We start from the raw sequence: 18504 nt of genomic DNA, 5'->3' as shown, positions 1-18504 counted from the left end.
AAAACAAAAAATCCCAAAACTAAATTATAAGTTTTGGGATTTTTTATATAATAAAATGTAGTTTCTAAAATTGATTATTATTTTTAAAAACCTCTTGGTTTACTTCGTCAATATAGGTTAATAACTCTTCTTTTCCGGTCGATTCTGTTGCGGAAGTAACAAAATAATGAGGCATTTCGGCCCAATTGTTAGCGAACATTTTCTTTTTGTAAGCCGCAATATGAGAATCGATTTTTACTTTACTGATTTTGTCTGCTTTGGTAAAAACAATACAAAAAGGAATTTCACTTTCGCCCATATAGGACATGAATTCAATATCTATGGTTTGCGCTTCATGACGAATATCAATCAGAACAAATGCACAAACTAATTGCTCTCTTGTTTCGAAGTAGTCAGTAATAAATTCCTGAAAAATTGATTTCGTTTTTTTAGAAACTTTAGCATAACCATAACCTGGTAAATCTACAAGAAACCAATTGCTGTTAATCAAAAAATGATTAATTAACTGTGTTTTTCCTGGTCTTCCTGAAGTTTTAGCTAACTTTTTATGATTCGTTAGCATGTTTATCAAAGAGGATTTTCCAACATTTGATCGGCCAATAAAAGCATATTCCGGCAAAAAGTCTTTCGGACATTTGGCTACATCGGAGTTGCTGATAACAAATTCGGCAGTATTAATTTTCATTTTTTCTAGGTGTAAAATTCTCCTTTTGGGATTAGTGTACTGATAAATGCGTGTTTGTTAGCCAGTCTTCTAATAAACGATTAAATTCATCAGGATGCTCCATCATAGCGGCATGACCACATTTATCTATCCAATATAAGGTAGAATTAGGTAATAATTTATTGAATTCTTCTGCAACATCAGGAGGCGTAACTTTATCGTTTTTTCCCCAAATTATACAGGTTTGAACATGCATTTTTGGCAAATCTTTTGCCATATTATGACGAATCGCACTTTTTGCAATTGTCAGTGTTTTTATCAATTTTATTCTGTCATTTACAGATTCGTAAACTTCATCAATAAGTTCTTTGGTAGCTACTTTTGGATCATAAAACACATCCTCAGCTTTTTTCTTGATGTATTCATAATCACCTCTTTTAGGATAGCTGTCGCCCATTGCGCTTTCATAAAGACCAGAACTTCCGGTTATTACAAGGCCGGCTACTTTTTCAGGATACATTTTAGTGTGGTATAAAGCAATATGGCCGCCTAATGAATTTCCTAAAAGAATTACTCTGTCTAGTCCTTTGAATGTGATGAAATCTTTAACATATTTTGCAAAACTTTTTACATTCGTTTTTAAAATGTTTTGAGTGTATATAGGTAAATCTGGAATGATTATTTTATATCCCTTTGTAGAAAAGTAACTTGCAACAGCATCAAAGTTGCTAAGTCCACCCATTAGCCCGTGCAAGATGACGATTGGAGTTCCTTCGCCAGCTTCATAATAGCTATATCTACCTTCTTTTTTATAGTGTTTTTCCATTTTTTTTGAATGCGGATTTTCAATTTTGACAAATATAGGATTTAATAAATAAAAAAGAATTTTTACAACAATTTTAATTGTAAAATTATGTGTGTCGTGGTAAAAATAGAGGTCTCTTTGTTTGCTTATTCGAGCTTCAAATTTCATTTATTTCGAGCTTGTTCTTACCATTTTAAATTGAAATATCATTGTATTTCACCTCCTTTTTTCAATAACATTACCTTTCTTACAAATAAAACAAAAGTGAGCTAACGTTCTGACTGTCTAAAAATTAAGGGTTTTTGACTGGAAGTGGTTAAACTTATTAACAAAGTGGGATATAGTGGTAAATTGTGGTAATATTTTTTATATTTTTGCTCTACATCATTTAAAACTTTTTGATTGGATACAATTATTGGAACATATGAATGTAAAGTCGATGCTAAAGGAAGGTTGCTGTTGCCAGCGCCTTTAAAAAAGCAATTGGCTGCTTCACTTCAAAACGGTTTTGTTTTGAAGCGTTCCGTCTTTCAACCATGTCTAGAGTTGTATCCTATGAATGAATGGGATTTGATGATGCAAAAAATCAATAAACTAAATCGATTTGTAAAGAAAAACAATGACTTTATCCGCAGGTTTACTGCTGGGGTTAAAGTGGTTGAAATTGATGCTTTAGGTAGGTTATTAGTGCCAAAGGATTTGGTGGTATTTGCAAGTATTGCTAAGGAAGTTGTCTTTTCATCGGCAGTAAATATTGTTGAGATTTGGGATAAAGATTTATACGAAAAATCAATAAATGGTGAGGATGTTGATTTTGCAGATTTAGCAGAAGAAGTAATGGGAAATATAAATGACGACGACAATGGAATATCATAATCCGGTTTTGCTTCAGGCATCAGTAGATGGTTTAAATATTAAGCCAGACGGCATTTATGTAGATGTGACTTTTGGCGGTGGAGGACATTCGAAAGAAATTTTGAAAAGACTCGGGCCAAACGGAAAGCTGTTTGCTTTCGATCAGGATGAAGACGCTTTGGCGAATGCCTTGCCTGATGAAAGATTTACGCTTATTAATGAGAATTTCCGTTTTATAAAACGGTTTTTGCGTTTTTATGGTGTGAAAAGTGTTGATGGAATCTTGGCAGATTTAGGAGTTTCATCTCATCAGTTTGATGTTCCTGAAAGAGGTTTTTCTACTCGCTTTGATGCGGAGTTGGATATGAGAATGAGTCAGAAAAATGATTTGAATGCCTATCGGGTTGTCAATGAATATGATGATGTGAATTTAAAAAGAGTGTTCTTGGATTATGGCGAATTAAAAAACGCACCTGCTTTGGCAAGAACAATTATAGAGGCGAGAGAGGAACAGTCAATCAAAACCACTGATGAATTGAAAGAGGTTTTGGCGAGATATTTACCAGAAAGAGTTCGAAATAAAATATTAGCTCAAATCTATCAGGCTATCCGAATTGAAGTGAATCAGGAAATGGATGTTTTGAAAGAATTTTTGGAACAATCCTTAGAAGTATTAAATCCTGGCGGAAGATTAAGTGTGATATCATATCATTCATTAGAAGACCGTTTGGTGAAAAGATTTATGAAAAACGGAATGTTTGAAGGGGAGCCTGAGCGTGATTTTTTTGGTAATTTTTCTGTGCCATTTAAAACAGTTGGTAAATTAATCGTTCCGGATAATGCTGAGATAAAAGAGAACAACAGAGCAAGGAGTGCCAAATTGAGAATTGCCGAAAAGATATAATTAGTCATAAAAATGAAAAACGGAGTTTATAGCCTATTGAAAGCGCGGTTTCTTATAAATGATGATGCGGTAAAAAACTGGCGGTTTATTGTTTTTGTAATCCTATTGGCGATTGTAATGATTGCTAATACACAGCGATTTGAGCAGAAAGTTTTTCGGATTGCAGAGTTGACAAATCAGGTTAAAGAGTTGCGTTCAGAATTTGTGGACAGACGCTCAGAATTAATGAAATTAAAAATGGAATCGACTGTGTCTGAAAAAATGATAGAGAAAGAAATTTTTCCGTCAACAGTTCCTCCAATAAAAATAAAAGTTAAAAAAGAAGAAGAAAAAAGCTTTTTCAAAAAAATATGGCAGTAGAAGATAAATACATATCGTACAGAATTTATCTGGTTGCATTCGCTATCTTTTTGATGGCAATTGCTATTGCTGTAAAGTTGACAAATATTCAATGGGTCGAAGGTGATTATTATAGAAAATTAGCCAAGGAAAGAACCGTTAAGAATTTTGTGATTCCAGCGAATAAAGGAAATATTTATTCTGCCGACGGAAGTCTTTTAGCTACTTCTATTCCTAATTATGAAATACGTTTTGATGCTGTTGCTCCAAAAGCTGAAGCATTTGAAAAAAATGTTAAATCATTGTCAGATTCGTTGGCTTCAGTTTTAGGAAAACCATCTAATTTTTTTGAAAACGAATTAAGAAAAGCCAGGGCAAATAAGAACAGATATTATTTAGTTGCCCGTAAATTAAGTTATACCCAGTATTCTAAAATCAAAGGGTTTCCGTTGTTTAATTTGGGAGCTTACAAGGGCGGAATTATAATTGAACAAGAAACGGTAAGAGAACACCCTATTGGTAAAATTGCTGAAAGAACCATTGGTTACGATAGAATTGACGAAAGTGGTCAATTAAAACGAGTAGGAATAGAAGGTGCTTTTGGAAAATATCTAAACGGAAAAGACGGTAAAATTTTAAAACAAAAAATTGCAAAAGGACAATGGAAACCCATTCGTGATGTAAATGAAGTTGATCCGCGAGATGGATATGATGTAATTTCAACTATTGATGTTTACATACAAGATATTGCGCATCATGCCTTGTTGAAACAATTGGAAGAGTATGGCGCTGAACATGGTTGTGTGGTAGTTATGGAAACCAAAACAGGTCAGGTTAAAGCAATTTCTAATTTGGGAAGAGACGAAAAATCTGGTAACTACTACGAAACTATAAATTATGCTGTTGCAGAATCTCACGAACCAGGTTCTACATTCAAATTGGTAGATATGATTGCGCTTTTAGATGATAACAAAGTCGATACATCTAAGGTTTACGATAGTCATGGTGGCGTTATAACTTACAGAGGTGACAAAGTTCGTGATTCACATGAAGGCGGATATGGGAAAATTTCCCTTGGAAAAGGCTTTGAAGTTTCTTCCAATACTATTTTAGTTCAAGCTGTTGTAGAAAATTATAAAAATAATCCACAACAATTTATCGATAGAATAAATAAAATGGGTTTGAACAAACCTCTTGGATTGCCATTTCAAGGCGAAGGAAAACCTATTGTTCATCAAACATCAGATAAAAATTGGAATCCTAATATTTTACCATGGATGGCTTTTGGATATAGTGTTGCAATGACACCTTTGCAAACTTTGACTTTGTATAATGCTGTAGCAAATAACGGAGAAATGGTAAAACCACAATTCGTTTCAGAAATTAAAGAATGGAATAAAACCATCAAGAAGTATGATAAACAAATTATCAATCCGAAGATTTGTTCTGATGGAACTATCAAAAAATTAAAAGTGTTGTTGTCAAATGTGGTAAAAAGAGGAACAGGCGCAAAGCTATATTCTAAAGATTTTTCTATGGCAGGAAAAACAGGAACAGCACAAGCAAATTATGGAAAAAATGGAGGAAATGATAAACATTATATTTCATCTTTCGTAGGGTTTTTTCCTGCTGAACATCCTAAATATTCTTGCATTGTTGTAGTACATGCACCAAATACATCGATGAATAATTATTATGGAGCTGACGTTGCCGGACCAGTTTTCAAGAGGATTGCTCAAAAGATTTTTACTGATGCGCCATCAACGAATGAGATTAAAAACCTAAATAGAAAAATACAAAAACAAGAAAATAATTATGATTCTTACTTTGTAAAATCAGAAAAGAAGATGCAATTAATTCCTAATGTGAAAGGTATGTCAGGGATGGATGCTGTCGCTTTATTAGGTAATTTGGGCATAAAAGTTAAGGTTACGGGAGTTGGTAAAGTGAAAAAACAATCACTTGCTGCGGGTCAGAATATTGTAAAAAATACAACTATACTATTGGAATTATCATGAGTATATTAAAAGATATATTATATAAAGTAGCTATCGAAGCCGTAAAAGGCTCGACGGATATTGCTATTAATAAAATGGATTTCGATTCTAGAAAAATCGAGACTAATGATATTTTCGTAGCAATTCGTGGTTCCATTTCTGATGGACACGATTTTATAGAAAAAGCAATTGAGCTAGGAGCTGTAGCGGTTATATGCGATACATTTCCAGAGAATATTGCTAAAGGAATTACCTATGTTCAGGTAAAAGACACTAATTCTGCCTTGGCATTTATGGCTGCAAATTATTTTGGAGATCCGTCTCAAAACTTGAAATTGGTAGGAATTACGGGGACAAACGGTAAAACAACAATTGCTTCTTTATTGTACCAATTATTCAAAAAAGCGGGTTATAAAGTTGGTTTACTTTCTACAGTAAAAATTTTAGTTGATGATGTTGAATATAAAGCGACACACACGACTCCAGATTCAATTACGATAAATCATTATCTGAAAGAAATGGTGGAAAACAGGATTGAATACTGTTTTATGGAAGTGAGTTCTCATGGAATTCATCAAAAAAGAACCGAAGCATTGCATTTTGTTGGCGGTATTTTTACCAATTTGTCTCACGATCATTTGGATTACCATCCGACGTTTGCAGAATATAGAGATGTGAAAAAATCGTTTTTTGATAATTTGCCTAAAACAGCATTTGCACTGTCCAATATTGATGATAAAAATGGGCAAGTGATGTTACAGAATACTGTGGCAAAAAAATTGACTTATGCCTTAAAATCATATGCTGATTATAAAGCCCAAATCCTGGAAAATCAACTGTCAGGTTTGTTGTTAAAAATAAACGGAAATGAAGTTTGGGTAAAACTGATAGGAACATTTAATGCTTATAATTTATTGGCAATTTATGGTACTGCGGTTGAACTTGGAATGGATAGTCTGGAAGTACTTCGATTGTTATCCGATTTAGAAAGTGTTTCAGGGCGTTTTCAATTTATTGTTTCTGCTTCAAATATTACAGCGATTGTGGATTATGCGCATACACCTGATGCCTTAGAAAATGTACTGAAAACCATTAATGACATTCGTACAAAAAACGAACAATTAATCACGGTTGTAGGTTGTGGTGGTAATAGAGATAAAACCAAGCGACCAATTATGGCTGGCATTGCATCTGATTTGAGTGATAAAGCAATTTTCACCTCGGATAATCCAAGAAATGAAGACCCAGAAATTATTATTGCTGAAATGGAACAAGGTGTTGCTCCTCAGAATTATAAAAAAATGTTGACTATAACCGATAGGAAGCAAGCCATAAAAACCGCATGCCAATTGGCTCAGCCCAATGATATTATTTTAATTGCCGGAAAAGGGCATGAGACGTATCAGGAAATAAATGGTATCCGTCATGATTTTGACGATATGAAAATAGTTAAAGAAATATTAGACCAACTCCATAAATAGAAAAATATGCTGTATTACTTATTTGAATATTTAGACAAAATATTAGATGTTCCAGGAACAGGTGTTTTTCAATATATCACTTTTAGATCTGCGTTAGCATTGATGCTTTCTTTGTTATTGTCTACAATTTATGGAAAAAGAATCATACGCTTTTTGCAAAGACAACAAGTGGGGGAAACCGTTCGTGAACTTGGTTTAGCAGGTCAGAACGAAAAAGCGGGTACGCCAACAATGGGAGGCTTAATTATCATATTTGCCACTCTGGTTCCAGTTGTACTTTTTGCAAAACTGCATAATATTTACATTGTTTTATTGATTGTAACCACACTTTGGATGGGGACAATTGGTTTTATAGATGATTATATTAAAATTTTTAAGAAAGATAAAGAAGGTTTAAAAGGAATATTCAAAGTTGTAGGACAAGTAGGTCTTGGTTTAATAGTAGGAACTGTTCTTTATTTTAGTCCTAGTGTAACGGTTCGTACGGATACTTCTACATCAGATATTTTTAGAGTGCCAACAGAAACCGTGATTTTGCCTGCGCCCGTTGAAGAAAAATCTACTGCTACGACAATTCCGTTCTTTAAAAATAATGAATTTGACTATGCTGAATTATTGGCTTGGACAGGTGAGGGATATGAAAAATGGGCTTGGTTGATTTTTATTCCGGTTGTAATTTTTATTATAACGGCAGTTTCTAACGGTGCTAATTTAACGGATGGTATTGATGGACTTGCCGCTGGGACTTCTGCTGTTTCAGTTCTGGCATTAGGAATATTTACATTCGTTTCTGGGAATATAATTTTTTCCAATTATTTGAATATTATGTACATCCCTAATTCGGGGGAAATGACGGTTTTTATTGCCGCATTTGTGGGATCATTGATCGGATTTCTTTGGTATAACTCGTATCCGGCATCGGTTTTTATGGGTGATACAGGAAGTTTGACTATTGGTGGAATTATAGCTGTTTTGGCAATTGCCGTTCGAAAAGAAATGTTGATTCCTTTATTGTGCGGAATTTTCCTTGTCGAAAATTTATCGGTGGTTTTACAAGTAAGTTATTTTAAGTATACCAAGAAACGCTTTGGCGAAGGCCGAAGAATTTTTCTAATGTCGCCTTTACATCATCATTATCAGAAGAAAGGCTATCATGAAAGTAAAATAGTAACGCGATTCTGGATTGTTGCCATAATGCTGGCCATATTATCAATTGTTACTTTAAAATTGAGATAGTATGAGGCTAGTGATCTTAGGTGGAGGAGAAAGTGGTGTTGGAACCGCTATTCTGGGTAAGAAAAAAGGATATGAAGTTTTTGTATCTGATTTTGGAAAGATAAAAGGGAATTACAAGGAGGTTCTTATCATTAATGGAATAGCTTGGGAAGAGGAAAAGCATACCGAAGATTTGATTTTGAATGCTGATGTAGTTATGAAAAGTCCCGGAATTCCAGATAAATCTCCAATAGTGAAGAAGCTTATAGAAAAAGGAATTTCAGTATTGTCAGAAATTGAGTTTGCGGCACCTTTTACAGATGCAACCATAATAGGGATAACCGGTAGTAATGGAAAGACAACTACAACAATGCTTACGCATCATTTGCTAAAATCAGCAGGATTAAATATAGGACTGGGAGGGAATATTGGAAAGAGTTTTGCCTGGCAAATAGCAGATAATAAATACGATTCTTATGTGCTGGAGTTGAGTAGTTTTCAATTAGACGGAATCTTAAATTTTAAGCCACATATTGCCATTATTACAAATATTAGTCCAGATCATTTAGATCGATACGATTACAAATATGAAAATTACATTGATGCAAAGTTTAGAATTACGATGAATCAAACTGAGGAAGATTACCTCATTTATGATGCCGATGACGAGGCCATTGCAGAATGGTTTAAAACACATACAACAAAAGCCAAATTAATTCCTTTTTCATTGACAAAAACTTTCAGCGAAGGAGCTTATATAAAAAACAACAAAATGGAAATTTCAATCAATCAAGAAGAGTTTACAATGGACACGGAACATATTGCCTTAGAAGGAAAACATAACATGAAAAACGCAATGGCAGCAACCTCTGTGGCAAAATTGATGCAGATTAGAAAATCTACAATACGTGAAAGTTTATCTAATTTTCAGGGAGTAGAACACCGTCTTGAAAAAGTTTTGAAAATTCAAAATGTACAATACATTAATGATTCAAAAGCAACTAATGTAAATGCTACTTTTTTTGCTTTAGATAGCATGAATACACCTACGGTTTGGATAGTAGGAGGTGTTGATAAAGGAAATGATTACAACGAATTGATGTCATTAGTTCGTGAGAAAGTAAAAGCTATTATTTGCCTTGGCGTGGATAATAAAAAAATAATTGATGTTTTTGGTAATGTTGTAGACATTATGATTGAAGTGGATAACATGAATGATGCTGTGAAAATGGCACAACGATTATCAGAAAAAGGGGATACAGTTTTATTGTCACCTGCTTGCGCCAGTTTTGATTTATTCGAAAGCTACGAAGATAGAGGAAAACAATTCAAACAAGCAGTTAAGAATTTATAGAAAAGTTTAATGTTTAAAGTTTAAGGTTGAGCAACTTTAAACTTTAAACAAAATGAAACTTTAAACAAATAAAAAATGAAACAACTAGTCAACAATTTAAAAGGAGATAAAGGGATTTGGTCATTCGTGGCCTTATTGGCCTTGTTTTCATTTATGCCTGTTTTTAGTGCTAGTAGTAATTTGGCTTACATCGGTCAAGGAAACGGAAATACATTAGGCTATTTGGTTAAGCATATCGTGCATATTTGTATTGGTTTTACCATTATTTTTATGGTCCATAAAGTGCCTTATCACTATTTCAAAGCTGTTTCTAAAGGAGCGTTGTATATTGTTTGGGTATTATTAGCCTACACATTAATAAAGGGAACCGTTATTGCTGGTGCCAATGCCAGTCGATGGATTCAGGTGCCATTTATAGGGGTTACGTTTCAAACTTCAACATTGGCAGCAATGGTGTTGTTTATTTTTGTAGCGCGTTATTTGTCTAAAACCAGAGAAGTTCCTATTTCTTTTAAATCTTCTATTTGGGAGCTTTGGTTGCCGGTATTCATTACTTTGGTATTCATTCTTCCAGCCAATTTTTCTACTACGGCATTAATATTCTCTATGGTGCTGATGTTGGTTTTCATTGGGAAATATCCTTTGCGTTATATTGGAATTATAGTAGGTTCAGGAATAGTTTTTCTTGCATTTTTTATCCTTGTTGCTAAAGCTTTTCCGGATGCTTTTCCTAACCGTGTCGATACTTGGATCAGTCGTATTGATAATTTTACAAGTGATAAACCCGATGAAGATGATTATCAAATAGAGAAGGCTAAAATTGCGATAGCCTCGGGTAAGATATATGGATTAGGTCCTGGAAAAAGTGTTCAAAAGAACTTTTTACCTCAATCTTCCTCCGATTTTATTTTTGCCATAATCGTTGAAGAATATGGACTTATAGGTGGTTTAGGAGTGTTGACGTTGTATTTATTGTTATTGTTTCGATTTGTAATAGCATCGCATAAAGCCAATTCACTGTTTGGTAAATTAGTAGTTGTGGGATTGGGTTTCCCCATGATATTTCAGGCAATGGTTAATATGGCAGTTGCAGTTGAATTATTACCTGTTACTGGGCAAACATTGCCTTTAATCAGTAGTGGAGGAAGTTCCATCTGGATGACTTGTTTTGCACTTGGGATTATCATTAGCGTTACGAAAAAAGAAGAAGAAATTGCCCAAGAAATGAAAGATACTGCCAAAAGAGAAGAAGCACTTCAAAAATTAATTGACAGGGAATTAGAAGAGGAACAGGTTGTGGCTGAGAATTATTCGATTGAAGATAAAGCTAAGAATCCAATGGATGCGGTTTTAAATAAATAAGTCGTTTTTGAAAATTAGAAATTAATAACAATGAAACAGTATAAATTCATATTAAGTGGTGGCGGAACGGGAGGACATATCTATCCTGCAATTGCTATTGCAAATGAATTAAAATCTCGTTTTCCTGATGCGGAATTTCTTTTTGTAGGTGCCAAAGACAAAATGGAAATGCAAAAAGTACCTCAGGCAGGGTATAATATTAAAGGACTTTGGATTTCAGGATTACAGCGTAGACTGACATTTGACAATGCTCTTTTTCCAGTTAAGTTGCTTTCAAGCTTATTAAAATCCAGAACAATAATTAAACAGTTCAAGCCAGATGTGGTTATTGGAACAGGAGGTTTTGCAAGTGGCCCGTTATTACAAGTAGCCGCAATTGCAGGAATTCCAACAGTGATTCAGGAACAAAATTCCTTTCCGGGAATTACCAATAAACTGTTGAGTAAAAAGGCGAATAAAATTTGTGTTGCTTATGAAAATCTGGAACGCTTTTTCCCAAAAGAGAAAATGATTTTGACTGGAAACCCAGTCCGTCAGGATTTAATTGACATCGAAAGCAAAAGAGAAGAAGCGATTGAATATTTTAAATTAGATCCAAATAAAAAAACATTATTGGTTCTTGGAGGAAGCCTTGGAGCGAGAAGAGTAAACCAATTAATCGAAAAAGAGTTAGCCAATATACTTGCTCAAAATGTTCAGGTGATTTGGCAATGCGGAAAGTTGTATTTAGAAGATTACAAAAAATATAATTCCACAAATGTTCAGGTAGTTGCTTTTATTGAAAGAATGGATTTAGTGTATGCTGCGGCAGATGTTGTTATTTCTCGCGCTGGTGCCTCATCTGTTTCGGAGTTGTGCATTGTGGGCAAACCGGTAATTTTTATTCCGTCCCCAAATGTTGCCGAAGATCATCAAACTAAAAATGCGCAAGCCATAGTCGATAAAAAAGGAGCTTTAATGTTGAAAGAATCCGAACTTGATTCACAATTCGGCCTTGTTTTTGAAGTCTTACTGAAAGATCAAGGAAAGCAAAATCAGCTGAGTGATAACATAAAATTATTGGCTATGCCAGAAGCAACAAAACAAATTGTTGATGAAATTGTAAAGCTAATTAGATAGAAATAAAAAAGATAATATACCAAAGACTCAAAATAAAATGAACTTAAATCAAATACATAACGTCTATTTTATCGGAATCGGAGGCATTGGGATGAGTAATTTGGCTCGTTATTTCAAGAACCTGGGCAAAAACGTCTCAGGTTATGATAAAACACCATCGGCTCTTACCAATGAATTAATAGCAAGTGGAATTTCAATTCATTTTGAAGACAACATTGATGCAATTCCTAAAGATTTTTACATAGAAAACACGTTGGTGATTATTACACCGGCTGTTCCAAAGACGCATTTAGAGTGGAATTATTTCTTGGAGAGAGATTTTCAAGTTAAAAAAAGAGCTGAGGTTCTAGGGATAATTACAAAAGATACTTTTTGTTTTGCCGTTGCCGGAACACATGGAAAAACAACTACATCAGGAATTTTAGGACATATTTTGAACGAAAGTGGAGCTGATGTTACTGCTTTTATTGGTGGAATTGTGGAGAATTATAATTCTAATTTAATAGGAAGCGGAAAAACAATAACTGTTGTTGAAGCAGATGAATTTGATCGTTCGTTCCTGCATTTGCACCCTAATATTGCCTGCATAACTTCTATGGATGCGGATCATTTGGATATTTACGGAACCAGTGAAGCGATTGAAGAATCTTTTCTTGAATTTGCTTCAAAAATAGAAGATAAGAGCAATCTTTTTATAACTAAAGAATTGCCACTAGAAGGTGTAACCTGTGCTGTAAACGAAGATGCGGTTTTCAAAGCTTTTAACGTTAGAATAGGAAATGGCAGCTATGTTTTTGATGTGCAAACGCCTACGGAAGTAATCAAAGATTTGCATTTTGGCTTGCCAGGAAGACACAATTTAATGAATGCATTAATGGCTGTCGCAATGGCAAAATTATTCGGCACCCCAACCGATGCCATTGCAAGAGCCATTACTTCATTTAAGGGAATAAAAAGAAGATTTTCTTATCAGATTAAAACAGAAGCCAAGGTTTATATTGATGATTATGCACATCATCCAACGGAGATAAATGCTGTACATCAGGCGGTTCGAGAATTGTATCCAAACCAAAAAGTTCTGGCGATTTTTCAACCCCATTTGTTTAGTAGAACGAGAGATTTTGCGGATGATTTTGCCAAAAGTTTATCAGCTTTTGATGATATAATTTTACTGGATATTTATCCGGCCCGTGAATTGCCTATGGAAGGAATAAACTCACAATGGCTGATGGATAAAATGACCAATAGTCATAAAAAAATAGTAGCTAAAGACGATTTGATTGCCACAATTTTAGCTAGTGATGCAGCTATTATTGTAACAATTGGAGCAGGAGATATTGGAGAATTAGTACCATCAATTAAAAAAGCGATAAATGAAACTCTTTAATTGGACAAATATTCGATTAATACTGATGTTTGGGTTGGTAATTTTTCTGTTTTCGTTTACGTCAAATCGTAATGAAAATAGAAAATTGACTAAATCTGTTGTTATTTTTGTAGGAGATAACGCTCCTTTTGTAAAGCAAGAAACGGTTAATAAATTGTTAATAGAAAATAAAAAAGATGCATCAAGCATTCAAAAAGTTAATTTAGATTTGAATAAACTGGAAACAACTCTCGATACACAAGAAATGATTGAAAAATCAGATGTATTTGTGAGTATTGATGGGGTGTTAAAAGCAGTGGTGAAACAAAAAACTCCTATTGCTAGAGTTTTTGACAATAATGGTTCTTTTTATATTGATTACGAAGGAAATAGAATGCCATTGTCAACTAATTTTACAGCGAGAGTTCCACTTGTTTCAGGGGGAATAAATAAAAAAAATAACGAAGATTTATCCGATTTATTTCGCTTAATCTATGACGATGCGTTTTTGAAAAAAAACATCATCGGAATTCAAATTATGCCTAATGGAAGCTTAAAAATGCTCAATAGAAATTTTGATTATCAAATTGATTTTGGTAGAATAATAAATGTGGAGCTTAAATTCAGGAATTATAAAGCTTTTTTTCAAAAAGCGGTTTTAGATAGTTCGTTGTATAAATATAAAAAAATTGACCTCCGATTTACGGAACAAGTAGTTTGCACTAAATAATAGATAATGGAAAAAGAGAATATTGCAGTAGGTCTAGATATTGGGACAACTAAAATAGTTGCCATGATAGGCAAGAAGAATGAGTATGGGAAACTAGAAATTTTAGGTGTAGGTAAATCTAAAAGTTTAGGTGTGGCTAGAGGCGTTGTAAATAACATCACTCAAACCATACAATCAATACAGCAAGCGATTCAAGAAGCCGAAAATAATTCAGGTTATAAAATAAAAGACGTAGTAGTAGGAATTGCGGGACAACACATCCGTAGTATTCAACATACAGATTACATCAGCAGAAGCAATCCCGAAGAAGTAATTGGAGGGAACGATATTCAGCTTTTGATTGACCAAGTGAATAAATTGGCAATGTTACCTGGCGAAGAAATTATACATGTTTTGCCACAAGAATTTAAAATTGACGGACAATCAGAAATCAAAGAACCTATAGGAATGTATGGTGGAAGATTAGAGTCTAGTTTTCATGTTGTAGTAGGGCAAGCTTCATCGATTCGTAATGTAGGTAGATGTATTCAAAGTTCAGGAATAGAATTGTCAGGCTTGACATTAGAACCATTGGCTTCGGCTGATGCCGTTTTGAGTCAGGAAGAAAAAGAAGCTGGAGTTGCGCTTATCGATATCGGTGGTGGAACAACAGATTTGGCTATTTTCAAAGATGGTATTATTCGCCACACAGCGGTAATTCCTTTTGGAGGAAATGTAATTACTGATGATATCAAAGAAGGATGCTCGATCATTGAAAAGCAGGCTGAATTATTGAAAGTGAAATTTGGATCAGCTTGGCCAGGAGAAAATAAAGACAACGAGATTGTTTCTATTCCAGGATTAAGAGGTAGAGAGCCAAAAGAGATTTCTTTGAAAAATCTGTCTAAAATAATTCATGCTCGTGTTGTGGAAATTGTGGATCAAGTATTCACGGAAGTGAAAGCTTACGGACACGAAGATCCTCGTAAAAAATTAATTGCAGGAATAGTACTTACTGGTGGTGGTGCTCAATTGAAACACATCAAACAGTTAGTGGAATATATTACCGGGATGGATACTAGAATTGGATATCCAAACGAACATTTAGCTGGGAATTCAGATGAGGAAATTTCAAGTCCTTTGTATGCAACTGCAGTAGGATTAGTAATGAAAAGCATTGAGAATAAAACACAAAGTGCGGTAAGAATGGATGCTATAGAACAACCGAAAGTTCCGGTATACAGGCAGCCAGTAGTTCAAAATCCGGTAGTGAATGAAATAGCAGAGAAAGAGGAAGAAGAAGAGGAGCAAAACTTAAATGAGAAGCATAATTCTACTGTAAACAGGATACAAAGAAATTTCTTTGACCGTTATGTAGATAAGATTAAGGATTTCTTAGATAATGCAGAATAGGGCAGTGCCCAGAAAAACACAATAATTAATAATAAATATCAAAAACCAAATAAAATGATGAGCAACTCAGAATTTGGAAGTATTTCATTTGATTTACCAAAGAACCAATCAAATGTAATAAAAGTTATTGGTGTAGGTGGAGGCGGAAGTAACGCTATAAATCACATGTTTAAACAAGGAATTAAAGGCGTAGATTTTATCGTATGTAATACGGATTCTCAAGCCTTACAGAGCAGTTCTGTGCCTAATAAAATTCAGTTAGGAGTGCATTTGACTGAAGGACTAGGTGCTGGAGCTAACCCAGATGTAGGACAGCAATCCGCTATTGAAAGTATTTCCGAGATTGAAAAAATGTTGGATAGAAATACTAAAATGGTATTCATCACTGCTGGAATGGGTGGTGGAACAGGAACTGGAGCTGCACCTGTAATTGCACAATTGGCTAAAGAAAGAGACATTCTTACTGTAGGGATTGTGACATTACCTTTCTTATTTGAAGGGAAAGTACGTCAGGAACAAGCGTTAATTGGTATTGAAAAATTACGCAAACAAGTCGACTCGTTAATTGTTATCAATAATAATAAATTAAGAGAAGTATACGGGAATCTTGGTTTCAAAGCTGGATTTTCAAAGGCGGATGAAGTTTTGGCAACAGCCTCAAGAGGTATCGCCGAAGTAATTACGCATCACTATACTCAAAATATCGATTTAAGAGATGCTAAAACAGTGTTGTATAACAGTGGAACGGCTATTATGGGATCATCTGTTTCTTCTGGTGAAAATAGAGCTAAGGAAGCAATTGTTGCTGCTTTAGATTCTCCATTGTTAAATGATAATAAAATTACTGGTGCCAAAAACGTATTGTTGCTTATCGTTTCTGGAACTAATGAAATTACAATTGACGAAATTGGAGAAATCAATGATCATATTCAAGCTGAAGCAGGGCATAATGCAAATATTATCATGGGGGTTGGTGAAGACGAATCACTTGGAGATGCTATTGCAGTTACCATTATTGCTACAGGTTTTGATATTGAACAACAAAACGAGATCGTAAATACTGAGCCAAAAAAAATTATACACACATTAGAAGATGAACAAAGAAGTGTTCATAATCTAAGTAATAAAACGGTTGCAGCTTTTGATTTAAATACAGAATCACCAGCTTCAAATTCAAACGAAAGAATAGTTTTTGATTTATTAGAAGATACGGTTGTTGCTCCTGAACCAGTGGTAACGTCACCAACTATTAATAAAGAAGAATTGATGGTAATGTCTGAGTTTATTAAAAATTTGGACGTGACTTTTGAAATTGTTTCTCCTATTACTGATATTGATTTTACAATTTCATCTCCAGTAGCGGAAGTAAAAGCAGTTCAGCCAAAAGTTATCGAAAGACAAGAGCAAACGACTTTCTCTTTTGATTTACCACTTTTCAAAGCAGAACCGGTAGCACAAGTTGAGGAAAACAAAGTAATGTTTGAATTGACAAGTGAAACTCGTGATATCAAAGTAAACGAAGCGGTTCAATTTGTTCCAGTAACAGAATTGAGTGATAATGGAATTATCAAATATTCTCTTGAAGAGTATATGGAGCCAGAACATGATTTTATGGCTAAGCCAGTTGCTAAAACTCCAGAAGTTGTTGTTCCGGCGGAATTAAACATCACAATGAAACAAGTAGATACGTCAGTAAATACACCTGTTGACTTTGATGCTGTTTCTCCTATGGAAATGACAATTGAGGAATCATTGAGAATGAGAGCTGATGAAAGAAGAAAAAAATTAAAAGAATTCAATTATAAGTTTCATAATAATGTTTCTAAAATTGATGAATATGAAAAAGAACCGGCTTACAAAAGATTGGGAATAGACATCTCAAACAATCAAGCCAATAATACAAATTCGAGAATATCTGTGGGAACAGACAGCAACAACGATTTGCAGTTGCGTTCTAACAACTCGTATTTACATGACAATGTAGACTAACTAACTCAAACCAAAATGAGGTAGCCCGAAAATTCATTTAATTTTCGGGTTATTTTTTTGTCGTTTTGGGCAACAAAGCAATCTATTGTTAATTACAGTAAATTTTTTTAATTTTGTCGGGCCTTAATCTAGCTGTCGTTTCAAGCTTTTTATCAAAAATGTTTTTTCTACTCCCGAAGTGTCGGGACTGGAGCAGAACAGAATCGTTTTCAAAATAGTATTTAGACAATCGATTCAACAAGCAATCGATTAACCAAATTAACAACAAAGAATATGAGTTTATCAGTACAAATCATGGACGAAATGAAAACCGCCATGAGAGCCAAAGATACAGTTGCATTAGAAGCTTTAAGAGCTATTAAATCTGAAATCCTATTAGCCCAAACTGCATCAGGATCAAAAGAAGAAATAACGGAAGATGACGAGGTTAAATTACTTCAGCGATTGGTAAAAACCCGTAAGGAAAGTGCTAGAATTTTTACAGAGCAAAACCGTTTGGATTTAGCTGAACCAGAATTGGCTCAAATTGCAGTAATAGAAAAATTCTTACCGGCACAATTAAGTGAAGCTGAAGTAGAAGCAGTGATTGCAAAAATTATTGCAGAAACTGGTGCAGCAGGAATTGCTTCAATGGGAAAAGTGATGGGATTAACAGCAGCTCAATTAGGAGGAACAGCCGAAGGAAAAACTATTTCTACAATAGTTAAAAAATTATTGACATAAATCTTTGGATTCAAGGTTAACGATTTTAGTTCATAAATCTAAAATCGTTAATCAGTAATCTAAAATCAAATGGCTGCGTAGTTCAACTGGATAGAATATCAGATTTCGACTCTGAGGGTTGCAGGTTCGAACCCTGTCGCGGCCACAACACAAATTGAAATGCTTCAAAAAAATCAAGTTTCCTTGAAATTATTTTGAAGCATTTTTAT

At 34.2% G+C, this 18504-nt stretch carries 16 protein-coding genes and 1 tRNA gene; 15 read left to right on the top strand and 2 right to left on the bottom strand.

Translation table 11 applies throughout. From position 1 onward, the window contains the following. Positions 1–64 precede the first annotated feature (64 nt). Positions 65–685, bottom strand: a complete 621-nt coding sequence (gene yihA, locus ACXX80_RS02615; protein WP_315206738.1) for a ribosome biogenesis GTP-binding protein YihA/YsxC — start codon at positions 683–685, stop codon at positions 65–67. A 31-nt stretch (positions 686–716) separates the two neighbouring features. Continuing rightward, positions 717–1490, bottom strand: coding sequence for an alpha/beta fold hydrolase (locus tag ACXX80_RS02610; protein WP_315206740.1), 774 nt, complete (start codon positions 1488–1490; stop codon positions 717–719). Between the two features lie 381 nt (positions 1491–1871). On the opposite strand from ACXX80_RS02610, the gene mraZ reads away from it, so the two are divergent. The 15 genes from mraZ (at position 1872) to ACXX80_RS02535 (ending at position 18440) form a co-directional block, all read left to right on the top strand. After that, positions 1872–2345, top strand: coding sequence for a division/cell wall cluster transcriptional repressor MraZ (gene mraZ / locus ACXX80_RS02605; protein WP_417950509.1), 474 nt, complete (start codon positions 1872–1874; stop codon positions 2343–2345). Further along, complete coding sequence (gene rsmH, locus ACXX80_RS02600) at positions 2320–3228, top strand: 16S rRNA (cytosine(1402)-N(4))-methyltransferase RsmH (RefSeq protein WP_458551865.1); 909 nt, start codon at positions 2320–2322, stop codon at positions 3226–3228. Before mraZ ends, rsmH begins: the two co-directional genes overlap by 26 nt. Positions 3229–3240: 12 nt before the next feature. Further along, a complete protein-coding gene (locus ACXX80_RS02595) occupies positions 3241–3588 on the top strand; it encodes an FtsL-like putative cell division protein (RefSeq protein WP_315206747.1) in 348 nt (115 codons plus the stop codon). Next, a complete protein-coding gene (locus ACXX80_RS02590; protein WP_458551864.1) occupies positions 3579–5585 on the top strand; it encodes a PASTA domain-containing penicillin-binding protein in 2007 nt (668 codons plus the stop codon). The genes ACXX80_RS02595 and ACXX80_RS02590 overlap by 10 nt, the downstream gene beginning before the upstream one ends. After that, positions 5582–7045 carry a UDP-N-acetylmuramoyl-L-alanyl-D-glutamate--2,6-diaminopimelate ligase gene (locus tag ACXX80_RS02585; RefSeq protein WP_458551863.1) on the top strand — a complete coding sequence of 488 codons (1464 nt, stop codon included), beginning with the start codon at positions 5582–5584 and terminating at the stop codon, positions 7043–7045. Before ACXX80_RS02590 ends, ACXX80_RS02585 begins: the two co-directional genes overlap by 4 nt. A gap of 6 nt (positions 7046–7051) precedes the next feature. Beyond that, the gene (gene mraY, locus ACXX80_RS02580; RefSeq protein ID WP_417950505.1) at positions 7052–8281 is read left to right on the top strand and encodes a phospho-N-acetylmuramoyl-pentapeptide-transferase; all 1230 of its coding nucleotides are present in this window, start codon (positions 7052–7054) and stop codon (positions 8279–8281) included. Between the two features lies 1 nt (position 8282). Continuing rightward, entirely contained in the window at positions 8283–9614 is a 1332-nt protein-coding gene (gene murD, locus ACXX80_RS02575; RefSeq protein ID WP_417950504.1) for a UDP-N-acetylmuramoyl-L-alanine--D-glutamate ligase, read from the top strand. Between the two features lie 75 nt (positions 9615–9689). After that, a complete protein-coding gene (locus ACXX80_RS02570; RefSeq protein ID WP_458551862.1) occupies positions 9690–10976 on the top strand; it encodes an FtsW/RodA/SpoVE family cell cycle protein in 1287 nt (428 codons plus the stop codon). Positions 10977–11006: 30 nt separating this feature from the next. Beyond that, on the top strand, positions 11007–12095 hold the full coding sequence (gene murG / locus ACXX80_RS02565) for an undecaprenyldiphospho-muramoylpentapeptide beta-N-acetylglucosaminyltransferase (RefSeq protein WP_458551861.1): 1089 nt from the start codon (positions 11007–11009) through the stop codon (positions 12093–12095). A gap of 37 nt (positions 12096–12132) precedes the next feature. Further along, positions 12133–13482, top strand: coding sequence for a UDP-N-acetylmuramate--L-alanine ligase (gene murC / locus ACXX80_RS02560; RefSeq protein ID WP_458551860.1), 1350 nt, complete (start codon positions 12133–12135; stop codon positions 13480–13482). Continuing rightward, positions 13469–14191: a cell division protein FtsQ/DivIB gene (locus tag ACXX80_RS02555; RefSeq protein WP_458551859.1), complete on the top strand. Its 723-nt coding sequence runs from the start codon at positions 13469–13471 to the stop codon at positions 14189–14191. Before murC ends, ACXX80_RS02555 begins: the two co-directional genes overlap by 14 nt. A gap of 6 nt (positions 14192–14197) precedes the next feature. Continuing rightward, complete coding sequence (ftsA, locus tag ACXX80_RS02550) at positions 14198–15583, top strand: cell division protein FtsA (RefSeq protein ID WP_458551858.1); 1386 nt, start codon at positions 14198–14200, stop codon at positions 15581–15583. Positions 15584–15637: 54 nt separating this feature from the next. After that, positions 15638–17572 carry a cell division protein FtsZ gene (gene ftsZ / locus ACXX80_RS02545; protein WP_458551857.1) on the top strand — a complete coding sequence of 645 codons (1935 nt, stop codon included), beginning with the start codon at positions 15638–15640 and terminating at the stop codon, positions 17570–17572. Between the two features lie 273 nt (positions 17573–17845). After that, entirely contained in the window at positions 17846–18295 is a 450-nt protein-coding gene (locus ACXX80_RS02540) for a GatB/YqeY domain-containing protein (RefSeq protein WP_458551856.1), read from the top strand. Positions 18296–18366: 71 nt separating this feature from the next. Beyond that, positions 18367–18440 (top strand) — tRNA-Arg (locus ACXX80_RS02535). Positions 18441–18504 lie beyond the last annotated feature (64 nt).

It is taken from the genome of Flavobacterium sp. GNP002 (assembly GCF_054343795.1).
This window is presented reverse-complemented; position numbering and strand designations above follow the sequence as displayed.